The sequence below is a fragment of the Verrucomicrobiota bacterium genome (assembly GCA_016871495.1).
Lineage (GTDB): Bacteria > Verrucomicrobiota > Verrucomicrobiia > Limisphaerales > VHDF01 > VHDF01.
The window spans coordinates 45,882-61,848 of sequence record VHDF01000003.1; the positions used below are offsets into that span (position 1 = coordinate 45,882).

A 15,967-nucleotide genomic window follows, 5' to 3' on the forward strand; every position below is an offset into this window, starting at 1 on the left:
ACCCTACCACACTGCCCATGTTATGAAACTCCCGCGACGCATGATCCAAGCTTTTGGGCTGATGGCGGGCCTGGCGACCGCCACGCTGGCCGCTCAATCCAATCCCGCAGGACCCGCGGCCAACGATTCCCGGACGGTGGCGCCTCCCGCCGCCGCATCAGCGCCCGCCGCGGCCCCGCGCAATATTCGCTTCCAGTTCGAGGGCATCCCATACCGCGACGTGATCGAGCGCTTCGCCCAAATGTCGGGCAAGCCGTTGCTGGCTGAAACCAACGTTCTCGGCACGCTCAGCTACAATGACCCAAACCCTTACACGTTTCCGGAAGCCCTCGACACCCTGAATCTGATCCTTTCCATGAAGGGATTCATGCTGGTCGAGTCCGGCCATTACCTTCGGCTGGTTCCCTTGAAGGAACTTCCTTCAATGCCCCTCCGCATCCTGCGCAGCGCGGATCCCACGGGCGACGTGCGCCCGGGCGAAGTGGTGACGGTGGTTCTTGACGTGGAAAACGTGGACAGCAAGGAGGTTGCCGATGCGGTGACCGCCATGCTCTCCAAGGCTGGCTCGTTGGCCGTGCTGCCTCGCGGCCGCGGGCTGATCGTCACCGACCGCATCGAGAATATTCAGCGCATGCGCCTGCTTTTGTCCGCGGTCGACACCAAGTCCACCGTGAACCGGCAGATGAAAACCTACACACTGCTGAACGCTTCGGGCGCCATTGTGGCGGACTTGCTCAACCGCACCTTCGGGGTGGCGACGGCGCCGAAGCGGACGACCTACAACGCCAATACCAAGGCGATGGAGGTCCTGCCGCCCGATCCCAATGATTACATCACCGCGGTGTACGACGATGCCTCCCGCACGCTGGTCATGTTCGGGCCGACCGAGCGCCTGGAACTCGCCGAGGAATTGATCAACCGGTTCGAGCAAAAAGACGGTCCGGCAGGCGACGTTCGCATCTACTATCCGCAAACCCTGCGGGCGGATGAGCTTGCGGCCATGCTACGCCAGGCGATTCCCGGCGTGGCGGCTGCCAATGAAATCGCGACGACCGCGGCGACCAAGGCGCGGTTGATCACCGACACCAACCAGAACCGGTTGATTGTGGCGGCGCCCATTTTGGGCCAGTTGGAGCAAATCGAGCAATTGATCAATCGCGTGGACAAACCGGTTCATGGCCAGCCGCCGGGGGCTCAGGCGCCCGTTCGCTCCGAGGCGGTCCAGCTCACCAGGGTCTTCCGTCCGCGTGCCTCCGAAGCGACCAACGTATCGCATATTTTGACGCAGGCCCTGACCCGACGAGGACCCACCGGCCAGCCGGTGACCTCCGCCAGCGTCACCTTCGACGCGGGCAGCCAGTCGGTGATCGTGAGCGGATCGCCGCGCGATTTGCAGATTTCGATGGACATCATGTCCCAGTTGGAAACCGGCACGACCCACCCGATGCCCATGCAAACGCGCTTCATCGAGGTGGGCAGCCCGGCTGAGGCGCGCAAGATTTTGCCGCTGGTGGAGCAGTTGTATCGCAATCAAGCCGCCGACGGCGGGTTGGGGGCTGGGGCGCACGCGAAGATGGTGGCCGATCCCAATGCGGGCCGCTTGATCGTGACCGCCAGCGAAGAACACGCGAATCGCATCGAGGCGCTGGTCCGTCAATTGCGGCCCGAACGTCCTCTCAGCCTGGCCCGGCGGCTCGAGATTGTTCCTTTGCAGCACGCCCGGATCGAATCGGCCTTCGCCAGCCTTCAGAACATCGTCCAGGACAAAATGGCCGACCCGACCTTCGCTGATATTCCCAAGCCTTCCCTCCTCTCCGATGTCGTCAATAACCGGCTCCTCGTCACCGCCACCGAAGCGCAGATTGCGGAAATCAAAAGCATCGTCGCTTTGCTCGACGTGGCTTCCGAGAAACCCGCCCGCCAGTTCAAGGCGCTCGAACTTTTTGGTCGCACTGCGTCGGAGCTCGCGCCCCTGGCGACCCAGCTCTACCAGGAGCAGATTCGCGGGATTTCGCTCCCCTCCGGTGCCGCGGCCACCGTGATGGTTGAAGGTCGTTCGAACCGTCTCATGGTCAGCGGGGAGGAAAAGGAGATCGCACGCTTGGAAGCCATCGTGCGGCAACTCGATCCGGCGGAAGCCAAGCCGGCGAAGGAGGAAACGCGGGTCGTGCGGTTGAAAACGGCGCAATCCGCCGAGATTTCCGGACTGGTCGAGAAGAGCATCAACGCCCGCAATCAAAAGGTGAGGGTGCTGGTGGATGCCCGCAGCAACAGTCTCGTCTTGAACGGCGACCCGGCCGAGGTGACGTCCGCCGCGCAACTCATCCAGGAACTCGATGTCCGTCCCGAGACCGCGCTGAAGGAAATGCGCATTCTCGACTTGAGGTCGGGCGACGCCAGTGCGATCGCCCCCACCATCACGAGTCTCTTTCAGGACATGATCCGCGATCAGCGGGGAGCCGGGGCGGTCTCGGAGACCAAAATCATTCCCGATCCCGCGGGACAGCGGTTGATCGTCACGGGTCCGCGCGAGGAAATCGCGATGGTGGCGAGGCTCGTGAACCAGGTGGATCAAACCCCGGAACAATCCTCCAGCGCCCGGGTGTTCAAGCTGCAAGCGTCGCAGGCGCTGGCGATGGCCCCGATCGTTTCCAACGCCATGGTGCGTTTCGACGCGCGAGGGTCTCCCGTGCGCAAAGTGGTGGTGGCTCCGGATGAACGGTCGAACAGCCTGATCATCACCGGCGCCCGCTCCGATTTGCAGGACGCGGCGCTGATCATCGAGCGGCTCGAAGGTGAAGGCGATTTTGACACCGGGGGATCGCGCGAGCGCAGTCGTGATTTGCGCATCGTGCCCGTGAACACCAGCGACGCCGATGGCCTGGCCACTCTGGCCATGCGCGTCTTCGCCGCCCAGAACGCCGGTCGTTCCGTCACCAACTGGCTTTCCATCACTCCCGAGCCCGCCGGCAAGCGCATGATCGTGCTGGCACCCCCCTCCATGATGGCTCAAGTCGAGACGGTCATCCTGGCGCTCGACCAGCCGGCCGACCAGGCCGCCCGCGAGCTTCACAGCGTCGAGCTCAAGCAAGGCAACGCGAGCGCGGTGTTTCCGACCGTGTCCAAAATCTACGAGGATCAATCCAAAGGGAAAACGGTCCGCCCGGCGACTTTGTATCCCGATGCCACCGGCACTCGCCTGACGGTTTGGGGCACCAAGGACCAGGCCGAGACGATCCGCCAAATCGTGGCCACCCTGGAGGGTGAAAGCCGGGCAGCCCGGGAAACGAAAATTGTCGAGTTGGGCCGTCAAGCCGAGGCGGAACGCCTGCTCCCCCTGGCCCGGCAGCTCTACAAAGACCAGCTGATGAGCCGCCCGGGCGCCGGAGCGCCGGATGCCCAATTCATCACGGACGGACGCACCGGACGCGTCGTGATCTCGGCCCGCCAGGATCAAATGCCGATGATTGACGGGATTTTTGCCGCCCTGCGGAAGGATCATGGCGAGCCCGCCGTCGAGCGCGAGACGAAATCCTTCGAGGTGGGCAACGCCGCCGAGGTGCAGCGCCTGCTTCCGCTGGTCCAACAGCTCTACAAAGACCAATGGAAGGAGAAACAGGACACGGATCCGGCGGACGCCCAGTTGGTGGGAGATGCCCTGGCGGGACGCATTGTCGCCAGCGGCAAACCCGCCCACCTGAAGCAAATCGAACAAATCCTTCAACAACTCGGAGGAACCAAGCCGCGCGCCGAAGCAGGAGGTCGGGAGACACGCGTTTTCGACTTGACCACCGCCAACGCCTCCGAACTCGCTTCCACGCTGCGCACGCTTTATCTGGAGGAAGCCAAGTCCCGCTTGGGGAACATTCCGCCCGACACCCTGATTTTGCCCGACGCCGCCGTGAACCGGATCATTGCCACCGGCTCGCAGATGGAATTGGCCGCCGTGGATGAGTTGGTGAAGAAACTGGATCGAGCCGGGGCCCAGAGCGCTTCCGCCCGGGTCTTCCGCCTCAAGCACGCCGAGCCGGAAAAGGTGATGGAAATCCTGTCCACCGCCCTCGTGCGCTACGATGCGTATGGCCGCCCGCAACGCCGCGTCTCCATCAGCGTGGATCCTGGCTCCCGCACGTTGATCGCCACGGGAGATCCCAAAGAATTGCAGGCGGCGGCGGTGATCCTTGAACAACTCGATTCCAGCCTGGGCGGGCAGTTTGATCGGAAAATGAAAGTGCTGCCGGTCAAGTCCGGCAAGGTGTCCGATTGGGCTCCTCGATTGCGCCAGCTTTACGCCGACCAGATGCGGAACAAGCCTGGATTGGGCACCGCGGACGCGCTGATTCTCGAGGATGAGCTGAGCAACCAATTGATTCTGACCGCGGCGACGGGACAACTTGAATTGCTCGAGCAGATCCTAGGTGAACTGCAGCAATCCGCGGTCAATCGACCCGCGCGAGAAACGAAGATGGTCGAAGTCGGCCCTTCGGAAGAAGTCGGCCGTCTCTTGCCCCTCGTCCGCCAGCTCTATCAGGAACGTTTCCGCGACCGTTCGCCCGCGGAGGCTCCCGACGCGCAGATCCTGCCTGATGCCCGGAACGGACGATTCATCGTCACAGCCCGGACGAATCACATCGCCGAAATCGAGTCCATCTTGACCCAGCTCAAGGCCAAGGACACCCCCGCCCCGAGGGAAACCAAGGTGTTCGATCTGACCTCCGCTTCGGCGGTGGATCTCGCCGTGACGGTGAAAACGCTTTACGCGGAGCAAAGCAGAGACAAGCCCGGCGTGCGGAGCGCCGACGCGATGATCTTGCCTGACGCCGCGGCCAACCGTTTGATCGTCACCGCGTCCGCTCCGGAATTGGAGATTCTCGAGGGGATCGTGCGCAAGCTCGACAAGGCCAGCTCGCAGAGCGCCACCGCCCGGGTTTTTTCCCTGAAGCACGCGGATCCTCAGCAGGTGGCCTCCGTGCTGTCCGAATCGCTCGTGCGCATTGTGGAGAACGGACGCCGGGTTCCACGCGTCAGTGTGGGCGCCGATTCCCGGCAATCCATGCTCGTGGTTTCCGGAGAGTCCAAGGATCTCCAAGCCGCCGCGCTCATCGTGGAGCAGATGGACACCGCGGGATCCCAGGAGCCGAGACGGATGAGGATTTTGCCGTTGAAATCCGGTGTCGCTTCGCAAGTTGCCGCCCGCGTGAGGCAATTGTATCAGGACCAATCGCGCGGCCTGGCCAAGGACGGCGGCGCGGATGCTCTCATTCTTCCGGATGACGCTTCCTCCCGTCTGGTGGTGACGGGCAGCGAGACCCGCCTTCGATTGATTGAGGAGATCGTGGCCCAGTTGCAGGACGGCGGCGCGGGAGCGGGTCGGGAAGCGCGGATCATCAAGCTGGAACATCATTCGGCTCCGTCACTCGTGGCCATCATCAGCCGCTTGTTTTCCAGGCAGGTGGCCAGCCAGGATCCCGCCGAGCGGGTGATGATCAGTGCAGGTCCTGACGACCGCACGATCGTGCTCGACGCCGCGGGCAGAAATCTGGATCAGATTCAGGCTTTGGTCGCCAAGCTCGATCAGTCGGACGCCGATTCGAGCCATGTCATTCAGGCGGTGCAGCTCAAGAAAGGGGATGCCACGACGCTTGCGGAGGCCGTCAATCAGGCCATGGCCGCGCGTTACCCCGGAAGGCGTTCCCTCAGCCTGGGCGTGACGCCGGTCAGCGGGGCCAACAGCCTGCTGCTCAACGGACCCACCAATCAGGTGAGCGAGGTGCTGCGCATCGTGAAGGAACTCGATCAGGAAAGCGCCGGTGACGAAATTCAGGTCAGAATCTTCAAGCTCGAGAATGGCAACGTGCGCGAAGTGCAGGGGGTGCTCAGGCAATTGCTGCGCAATGTCAGCGATTCCCTGGAGCGGCGGCGATCGGACGGGCGGAACGTCGAGGCTACGGTGGCCATCGACGAGCGCGGCAGCCAGTTGATTGTCACGGCCACTGATGCGCATTTCAAAGTGGTCGAGCAAGTTTTGCCCACCCTGGACAAGGCCCCCGAACGTTCCGACCGCGACGTTCACTTCGTCTGGCTCAAGAAGGCCAAGGCCTTCGACGTCGTGTCCAAAATCCAAACCCTGTATGAAAATCGGCCGAGTGAGGAACGCCCCATTCTGGAATCGGACTCCAATAACAATTCGATCACCGTCATCGCCCGGAAGGCCGATCTGGCCCAGATTCAAGATTTGATCTCGCGCCTGGATGACACGTCGCGTGATGCGAGTGTGCAGGTTCGGTTGCGCTCGATGGATCGCGTTGCCGCCGAACAAATGGCGCGCATGTTGCGCAATATTTATCCGCAGGTCTCCTCGGGAAGATTGCGCATCGCCGACCGGATCCCCGGTCCGGGCGCCGCCACCAATGCGGTTCCCCCGGCCACCTCGGGCACCGCTCCGCCGGCTCCATCCTCCACCACCCAGGCCGTCCCGGGCGAGATTCCCGAAGTGGTCGTCTCGATCGACAAGGACGCGAACGCGCTCATCTTGTCCGGTCCGGTTCAGGAACTCGATCATATCGACACGATTATCAGCGAGCTGACCTTTTCATTCTATGGCAACGAGTCCGAGTTTCGCATGTTCCCGCTCCGCGATGCCGATCCGGTCATCGTGGCGCGGGCCTTGAGCGACCTCTTGCGGCAGGATCCGCCGCCCCCTCCCCAACCGGGGCAAACGCAGATCGTGCGGAGCAGCCAGCCGCGCATCACCGTGGTGGCGGAACCGAGAACCCGGAGCGTCATCGTCCGCGCACGGCCCACGGATTTCCAACTGCTCGAGTCCCTCATCCGCCAGTTGGACACCGCCGGCCAAACGGCGCAATTGCAGTATCGCGTCGTGCCCCTCACCAACGCTCCGCCCCAGAAAGTGCTGGCCGCGGTGCAGCAAATGGTCACGCAGTTGAACGCCTCCCGCCCGGGCGAGCCGCTGTCGGTGTCCATCGATGGACGCTCCAACGGCATCCTGGTCATTGGCCGGGACACCCTGATCCAGCAAGTGGAGAACATGATTCGTTCGCTCGACACGCCGTCCTCCTTCGCCGAGGCCGAGATGACCGTCGTGCCGCTCAAGCACGCGAACGCAGCCCAACTCGTGACCGTGCTCCAAAGCATGCTGCGGCCCGGTCCGACCGGCGAAACCACCGCCCAAGGCCGCGAGTTGCAGGAGCAGATCCGGCGCCTGCGGATTCGAGATCCGCGCGGCGAACCCGTGGTGCTGGACCTTTCCCAGCCGATCCGGCTCTCGGCGGACGGAGGCGCGGGACAAGGCGGAGGCAATCGCATCGTCGTCACTTCCACGCCGTCGAATTTGCAGGCCCTTACTCAACTGATTGCCATGATGGACCGGGAGGCGGTGGCGGAGGGGGTGATGGTGCGGTTCGTCCCCTTGCAACACGCTGACGCGGCCACGGTGGCGCAAACTTTGAATCTGATTTTTCAGCAAGGCCAGCGGCTGCGGACGGGTCCGGCAGGCCCCGGCGCTCAACCCGAGGGCGACACGGGCAAAGCCTTGACCAGCCCTCTGAATGTCGCCCTCGACACCCGATCGAACACCCTCATCTTGAGCGGACATGAGGAATCGATCCGGCTGGCGCTTCGAGTGGTGGATGACGTGGACAAGCCGATGGAACGTTTTGTCACCGAAGTCAGGCTTTTCAGGCTGAAGCACGCGACGGCGACCCGGGTGGCGCCCTTGCTTCAGGCGGTTTTCGCCGAAGGCTCGCCGGTTCCTGGTTCGGAAGGACTCAGCACCCAAGTGTCGCGATTGCGGGTGGTGCGGGACCGCTCTCCTCGAACCACGGAGACGGCCAAAGCGCGGGCGGCGCTCACCATTCAAGCGGACGATCTGTCCAACACCCTCGTCGTGGCCGCGCGCAGCGATACGCTGCCGTTGATCACCGAGGTCATCGAACAGCTTGATATTCCCGCCGCCTCCGGCCTCGAGACGGTGCGGATTTACCCGCTCAACCATGCCGATCCCCTGGTGATGCAGCGGGTCTTGAACGATCTCTACACGAATCCTCGCGCCGGACAAATGCGGACGGAGGACAAGCCGATCATCAGTGTGGACGATCGCACCAGCTCACTCATTGTGGCGGGCAACCCCAAGTCCTTTGCCATTATTGAAAGCATGTTGCAAAGGCTCGACCAGCCTCTGCCCTTCAGCCTTCGCGATATCCGGATCCTGCCCCTCGAACACGCCGACGCCTCCGAGTTGGCGTCCACGCTGCAGCGCCTGGTCGATGCCCGGATCACCCAGCGCGCGGCGGCGAATCAGACGGCGGCTGATGCACTGAAGGTGACGATCCTGGCCGACCCGCGCAGCAACAGCCTGCTCGTCGGCGGATCGCGCGACAGTTACGAACTCGTCGAGACCCTGGCCCGGCAGCTCGACAAACCTTCCGCGGCGTTGAGCGGCCAGATGCGGGTGATTCCCCTGCAGCATGCGGACGCCAGAGTATTGTCCTCCACCCTGGCCAGCCTGTTCCAGCAGCGCTACGCCGCCGCGCGCAGTGCGGACGTCAATCGCCAGCGCCCGGTGATTCTGGCGGATCCGCGTGGGAACAATCTTCTTGTCACGGCCAATCAGGAGGATCACCGGTCCCTAGACGAGTTGCTCAAGAAGCTGGACGTCAAACTCGAAAACCCGTCCCTGACCCTCACGGTGATGCCGTTGAAGCACAATGATTCGGCCCGCGTGGCTGTCCTGCTCGAAAGTTTGTTCGCCGCGCGCTTGAGGGCGCAGACGCTGCCCGGGCAGAACCCGCTGCCCTCGGAGCAGATCAAGGTCGAGCCGGACCCCTTGAACAACGCGCTCATCATCTCGGCCAGCAAGGAGAACGTGGAATTGATCCAGGGCTTGGTTTCCAAGATCGACGCGGAGCCCGCCATTCCCGGCGGCGTCCTGGAAATGTTCACGCTGCAATTTGCGGACGCTCAAAGAGTGAGCACGGTCCTGCGCAGCCTCGTCGAGCAAGGACTTTACCGGCCAGGGATGGCCGCGGGAACGGCTGGAAGAGGCACGTCACGCGATGCCCTCGCCCTCAGTGTGGACGCCCGGAGCAACACCTTGATCGTTTCGGCCAGCCCCGAGAATCTCACGATCGTCAGGGAAATTGTGAGGAAGCTGGACACCCGCGACTCCGCCGCCACGGGGGATGTGAAGCTCTACGTGTTGAAGAACGCGAGGGCGAGCACGCTGGCCACGACCCTGACTCAATTCTTCCAGGCCAAGAGGGCCGCCGACACCGTGGCTGTGAATGCGGGGGAACGGCTCGTGCCGGTGGCCGTGATCGGCGACGACCGGGTCAATACGCTGCTCGTCATCGGCGGGAAGGAAGCCTTTGACACAGCCGACCGGGTGATCCAGCAACTGGATGGTGACAGTGTTTTTTCGCGGCTCAATTTCCGCGTGTTCCCGCTGAAGAAAGCCACCGCCCTGAAGCTGCAGGCGACGTTGCAGCCCATCTTCGCCAACCGGCCGCCGCGCGTTCGCGGAGAACCGCTGGACCCCATCACCATCGTGGCCGACGCGTGGGTCAACGCCCTGCTCGTCGGGGCCAACGTGGAGGATTTGAGCACGGTCGAAGCACTGATCCAGCGGCTTGACACCGAGCAGACGGATCCCGGCTTGGCGGTGCACCTTTTCCCGCTGGCCAAGGCCGATGCCCGCAAAGTGGCGGCGACCGTGCAAAGCATCTATCGGGAGGGCCTGCCCGGTTCCGTCCTGCCCATTGCCGTCTCAGCCGACGAGCGGATCAACGCCATCGTGGTCAGCGCCGGTGAAAACGACGTTAAACGCATCGGGGAGTTGGTGTCCAAACTCGACACCGACCAAGTGGCGCGCGTGAGTGAAATCAGGGTGTTTCCGTTGCGCCACGCCCGGGCGGAGAATCTTTCGTCCATCCTGACCACGGCCCTGAACACCAAGCCGGCCCCTCTGACGGAACAGAGCCCGAACGCGCAATCGGTCCTCCAATTCATCACACGCACCGAGAAGGGACAGGAGCTGGTCTCCTCGGCACTGAAGGAATCGGTCTTGATCACTCCCGATCCACGCGTCAATTCGCTCATCGTCTCCGCCCCGGTCGATTACATGGGGCTGCTCGATCAGATCATCACCCGGCTCGACGACGCCTCGCATCGCAAGGCGAAAATCAAGGTGTTCAGCTTGACCAATGCGGATGCCCGCCAAACCTCGGAGCTGCTTTCCTCCATGTTCCGGCTCCAGCCGACCGCTGCGGGGACCGCGTCGGGCGCCCGTTCGATCCAATATTCGCTGCTGAAGCCGCATGTGGGCGAGCTGGACCCCAACAAATCGCCGGGGAACGACGAAGAAATCGCTTCTGCCGTCCTCGGAAGTGAAGAACAGTCCGCCCTGACCATGTCGATTGATCCCCGCACCAACACCCTGCTGGTCGGAGGGACCGAGGATTACGTGGCGCTCGTCACCCAAATCATTGAAACCCTGGACAGCTCGCCGGCCATGGAGCGGAAGACGGAAGTCTATCGCTTGCGCAACGCCCAAGCCCAGGAGGTTGCCCTGGCCGTGCGCACGTTCCTGGACCAGGAGAAGCAGCGCGTCACCCAGGTGTTGGGAGCGGACGCCGTGGGGACTTCGCAGCGGTTACTGGAGCGCGAAATTGCGGTGGTGGCGGAACAGACCAGCAACGCTCTGCTGATATCGGCCAGCCCACGCTATTTCGACCAAGTCAAGAGCCTGATCGAGGAACTGGATCAGGCGCAATCCCAGGTGCTCGTCCAAGTGCTCATCGCCGAAGTTTCCCTGGATAGTGGACTGGATTTGGGATTGGAGTGGAACTACAATGGAGTTCCTTATGCGGCGGGCATTGAGGTCAATGAAGCCTCCTGGATCTCCGGAGGGTTTTCTTCCGCCGTGACCGGCGGGGACTACAGCTTTCTTTTCCGCACCCTGGAAGACAAAGGCCGCCTGGAAGTGTTGAGCCGACCGCAAATCGTCACTGCGGACAACAAGCCCGCGGTGATCAAGGTCGGGCAAACGATCCCGCTGATCACGGACAGCCGCGTGACGGAGCGAGGGGACACCATCAACTCATTCCGCTACGAGAACGTGGGCATCAATTTGAGAGTCACGCCGCGCATTGCCCCGGATGGCTTCGTGAAATTGGAAGTCGGGACGACGAACAGCACCGTGAGCAGTTCGACGGTGCGCATCAACAACGAAGCCGAGGTCCCCATCGTCAATGAGCGTGTAGCCAGCACCACCGTGACCGTGCAGAGCGGACAGTCCATACTCATCGGCGGATTGATCGGCACGCTCGACGACAAACGAATCCGCAAGGTCCCGTTCCTGGGCGACATCCCGGGGCTGGGAACATTCTTCCGTTCGGCCCGCAACCGCAAGGAACGCAAGGAACTGCTGATCCTGCTCACGCCCCAGGTTCTGAACAAATCGGAAGTCGAGGCTTTGCGCATGGATCCGCGAGTCATGACAGACGACCAATTGCGTAATTCGAGAATCAAAGACGAAATCCAGCGCGACGAGGTGCAAAACCAAATCCTGGATCCTGTCTTTCCCCGCGAAGAATTGATCGGTCCTCCCGCTCCCGAGGCCCCGAAGAAGAAGCGGTCCAAAGGCGGCGTGCTGTGATCAGGAATCGGTTCTGGCAGTTAATCTTGGCCTGCGGACTGGCGGGATGGGTCGCGGGATGCGCCACGGACGGGGGCGGGTTGTCGCGCGTGACTTCCGGCGGCCCTTCTCAACCGGTGGAGCAACTCCACCTGCTGTTGACTTCAATGGCGGTGGATGTGGACGGGCGTCCCGGCCCGGATGGTTTCGGGGTGCGGCTTTACGCCAGTCATCGCCGGGCCAAGGAAGCCACTCCGATCGAATCCGGCACGCTGGAGTTGATGATGTTCGACGGGCGATTGGCCGGTGGTGAGCTTGAGGCGGCGACCCCGCTCAAGACGTGGCGGTTTGCCGCCCAAGAACTGAAGGCTCGCGCCCAAAAGACGGAAATCGGGACCAGCTATCGCTTCATTCTTTCCTGGGGTGCTCAGCGACCCACCAAGGGCACGATCACGATTGTGGCTCGTTACGAGCCTCTGCGGGGAAGGCCCGTCCGCTCGGGACCGGGAACCATCCCCATGTCCGTGCCTTGACCTTTGACCGTCCGGATCCCCCCGGGTCAATCAGCCCGCGGTTGCTTCCAGCATTTCCGGATTTCGCCGGTTGCGCCAAGGCCGAATTGCTGTAACCTCCTCCCGGTCCAGTGGTCTCATCGAAAGTGCGCTTCGCATGAAAGAGGCGTTTGGAACCTGATTTTGGATCCCTGAGGGTTATGCTTATGATGTCGAGTGAACGTGGTGGCGGCATGGTGAAATGGCTGGTCGTCTTGGCCTTGCTGGGCGGCGCGGGTTGGGGGGGGTATCTGTATTGGCAGAAGCCAAAAACCGACGTCCCCGAGTTGAAGAAATCGAAAGTGGCCCGCGGGAACGTAACCCAATCCGTGACCGCAAATGGCTCGATCACTCCCGTGCGATTGGTCGAGGTCGGGAGCCAGATCTCGGGAGTCATCACCAAGCTGAAGGTGGACTTCAACGACAAAGTCAAATCCGGTGACGTCATTGCCCAGATCGATCCTGCCACTTACGAGAGAGCTCTGGGGCAGTCCGAGGCGGAACTGGCGAACTCCCAGGCGGCTCAGGAACTCGCCCAGCTCAATTTCGAACGGGGCAAGGAACTCTTCACCGGCAACCTGATTTCAAAATCCGAGTATGATCAGCTCCGGGTCAGTCTAAGCCAAGCCCAGGCGAACGTGAAAACCCGCCAGGCCAACGTAGAACGCGCCAAAGTCGATCTCAGCCGCACCACCATTTACGCGCCGATGGACGGTGTCGTGATCTCTCGTAAAGTCGAGGAAGGCCAGACCGTCGCCGCCAGCATGAACGCTCCCACCCTTTTTGTCATGGCCAACGACTTGACGAAAATGCGCATCGAAGCCGCCGTATCGGAAGCCGACGTCGGTGGACTTGAAGAAGGACAGGCCGTGCAATTCACGGTCGACGCCTTTCCCGGACGCAACTTCCAAGGCAAGGTCCAGCAAGTCCGCTTCGCCCCCACCACCAATCAAAACGTGGTCACTTACATCACGGTGGTCGAAGTGGATAACAAGGACATGAAGTTGCGACCCGGCATGACCGCCAACGCGAAGTTCATCACTGCCGAGCGAAGAAACGCACTCACGATCCCCATGGCGGCAGCGCGTTTCAAGCCGCCCGCCGGCTTTGCCGTTGCGGGTGCCACGAACGCAGCTCCGGGAGCGCCTTCTGCGGCGGCCGGAACCGGTGCCGTCACGTTGATCGAAAGCGGACCCTTTGCGGGATTGCCCGTCATGCCTTGGACCACCGGCGGGGAACGGCGCCGTCCAACCGATCAGGAACGCGCCGATTACATGGCCTCCCTGACGCCTGACCAAAAAACGAAGTATGAGAAAATCATGACCGACATGCGCGCCCGCTTTGCCCAGCGCGGCGGTGGCGGTGGGGGCGGTGGGGGCGGTGGGGGCGGTGAAGGCGGCGGGGGCTTTGGGGGTGGAGGCGGGTTCGGGGGTGGAGGCGGCGGCGGCGAGCGAAGGAGGAGCACGGAATCCGAGGGTCCACGAACCGCAACCCTCTACCTGGTTGAGCAAGAGAAGATGCCCGGGGGAGGCGAACGGGAGATCCTCAAACCGGTGACCGTCAAACTGGGGATCAGCGACGGGACAAACATCGAAGTGCTGGAGGGATTGAACGAGGGAGACACGGTCGCCAGCGGAACCGTGGTCGCCGCGACCGCGGCAGCACCGGCCAGTCCCCTGGCCAATCCGTTCGGGCCACAACGTCGCCGCTAATGCCGGCGGCCCCTGCGGGTATGGATCCCATCATCAAGCTGGAGGATTACCGGCGAACCTATCGCAATGGCAGCTTGGAAGTTCATGCCGTGCGCGGGGTGAACTTGAGCATTTTCCCGGGCGAATTCGTCGCGATCATGGGCGCCAGTGGATCCGGCAAATCGACCATGATGAATACCATCGGGTGCTTGGACCGGCCCACCGGCGGGAAATATTTGCTCGACGGAGTGGATATCAACTCGCTGAACCGCGATCAGTTGGCGGACTTGCGGAACCAGAAGCTCGGCTTCGTTTTTCAAGGGTTCAATCTGCTGACCCGCACTTCCGCCAGCGAAAACGTCGAACTCCCCATGCTTTACACCCGACCTCCCATCCCGGCTCAAGAACAACGAATCCGGGCTTTGGAGGCGTTGAAAATGGTGGGGCTTGCCGATCGCGGGGATCATCATCCCAATCAGTTGTCCGGCGGACAACAGCAGCGCGTGGCCATCGCTCGCGCCCTGGTGAACCGTCCCCGGGTATTGCTGGCCGACGAACCCACCGGAAACTTGGATACCCGCACCAGCATCGAGGTCATGGGAGTTTTTCAGTCCCTCAATGACCAAGGGATTACCATCGTGATGGTGACCCACGAGCTCGATATTGCCCGGTTCGCCAAGCGCAAGGTCGTCATGCGCGACGGCCTCATCAAGACGGACGAAGCCGTGGCCGATCGCTCCTTCGCGGCCGAGGAACTGGGCAAACTGGAGGCGGAGCAAAAAGCGGTTCATCTGGACTGACCCATGTTCGCGATCCTCAAAACTTCACTGCGCGCCATCCGGCGCAACATCTTGCGTTCATTTCTCACGATGCTGGGCATCATTGTCGGCATTTCCGCCGTCATCGTCGGCGTCAGCATGGGGGCTGGCGCCAAGGCGGAGGTGGACAAAGCCATCGCCAGCATGGGGAACAATCTACTGATGATTTTTTCTGGGAACATGTCTCGGGGAGGCGTTCGCGGCGGCTTTGGCGGTCAAGCCTCTTTGACGGACCGTGATTACGAGGCCTTGCGTCGCGATGTTCCCGGGGTGGCGGCGGTCAGCCCGGAAGTGCGGGATTCCGCCCAAGTGATGGCCGGCAATCAAAACACGCGCGTCAACGTGACCGGGGTCAGCGAGGAATACGCCGACATCCGCGCTTGGAAATTCCTTTCGGGTGAGAACTTCACCGATGTGGATGTTCGGTCCGCGAACAAAGTCGCCTTGATCGGAAAGACCACCGCGACGACACTTTTCGGCGAGGGCATCGATCCGGTGGGCCAAATCATCCGGATCAAGAATGCCCCCTTTACCGTGGTGGGTTGGCTGGCTCCGAAAGGGGCCAACGCGTTTGGATCCGACCAGGATGACGTCGTCCTTGTTCCCTATACTAGTGCGATGAAGCGATTGACCGGCGACACGCGCTATCGATCCTTCAGCGTTCAACTGGAAAGTCCGCAAGCCATGACCGAGGCCACCAATGAAATTACCACCGTGCTCCGCCAGTTACACCAAATTACGTCGGACAAGGACGACGATTTCACCGTTCGCAGCCAGCAGGACATGAATGAGTTCATGAACGCGAACAATCGCATCATGACGGTGTTGATAGGGGCTTTCGCGGGAATCTCGCTCGTGGTGGGCGGCATCGGCATCATGAACATCATGCTGGTGAGCGTGACCGAGCGCACACGGGAGATCGGGATCCGGCTCGCGGTGGGGGCCAGGGCGCGGGACGTATTGCGCCAATTCCTGATCGAGGCCGTGGTGTTGAGTGTGGCGGGTGGTTCCCTGGGCATTGCCACAGGTTACTGGCTGGCGCCTCTGCTCACGAAGTTCGCGGGGTTTCCCACCTTGATTTCGAGCGGTTCCGTGGCGCTGGCTTTTGGCGTGAGCGCCGTGATTGGCGTGGTCTTCGGTTTTTTCCCCGCGCTCAAAGCCGCCAATCTCGATCCAATCGATGCCCTGCGCTACGAGTAACCCTGCGGTCTTGAGCGCCACGGTTTCGGGTTGAACTCTCGCGCTTCCGCCCGC

General features: G+C 62.2%; 5 protein-coding genes. All 5 read left to right on the plus strand.

Annotation, left to right across the window (positions count from 1 at the left end; all coding sequences use genetic code 11):
* Positions 1 to 22 precede the first annotated feature (22 nt).
* Positions 23 to 11,674, plus strand: coding sequence for a hypothetical protein (locus tag FJ404_01485; protein ID MBM3821553.1), 11,652 nt, complete (start codon positions 23 to 25; stop codon positions 11,672 to 11,674).
* A gap of 26 nt (positions 11,675 to 11,700) precedes the next feature.
* Positions 11,701 to 12,186, plus strand: coding sequence for a hypothetical protein (locus FJ404_01490; GenBank protein MBM3821554.1), 486 nt, complete (start codon positions 11,701 to 11,703; stop codon positions 12,184 to 12,186).
* A 179-nt stretch (positions 12,187 to 12,365) separates the two neighbouring features.
* Entirely contained in the window at positions 12,366 to 13,916 is a 1,551-nt protein-coding gene (locus FJ404_01495; GenBank protein ID MBM3821555.1) for an efflux RND transporter periplasmic adaptor subunit, read from the plus strand.
* Positions 13,917 to 13,936: 20 nt separating this feature from the next.
* Positions 13,937 to 14,695 (plus strand): ABC transporter ATP-binding protein, encoded by a 759-nt coding sequence (locus tag FJ404_01500; protein ID MBM3821556.1) that lies wholly within the window; start codon positions 13,937 to 13,939, stop codon positions 14,693 to 14,695.
* A gap of 3 nt (positions 14,696 to 14,698) precedes the next feature.
* The gene (locus tag FJ404_01505; GenBank protein MBM3821557.1) at positions 14,699 to 15,913 is read left to right on the plus strand and encodes an FtsX-like permease family protein; all 1,215 of its coding nucleotides are present in this window, start codon (positions 14,699 to 14,701) and stop codon (positions 15,911 to 15,913) included.
* Positions 15,914 to 15,967 lie beyond the last annotated feature (54 nt).

What these genes read in the sequence shown, in the direction of transcription:
- FJ404_01485 (MBM3821553.1), top strand. Translation starts at nt 23, where the DNA reads ATGAAACTCCCGCGACGCATGATCCAAGCTTTTGGGCTGATGGCGGGC.
- FJ404_01495 (MBM3821555.1), top strand. Translation starts at nt 12,366, where the DNA reads ATGCTTATGATGTCGAGTGAACGTGGTGGCGGCATGGTGAAATGGCTG.
- FJ404_01500 (MBM3821556.1), top strand. Translation starts at nt 13,937, where the DNA reads ATGGATCCCATCATCAAGCTGGAGGATTACCGGCGAACCTATCGCAAT.
- FJ404_01505 (MBM3821557.1), top strand. Translation starts at nt 14,699, where the DNA reads ATGTTCGCGATCCTCAAAACTTCACTGCGCGCCATCCGGCGCAACATC.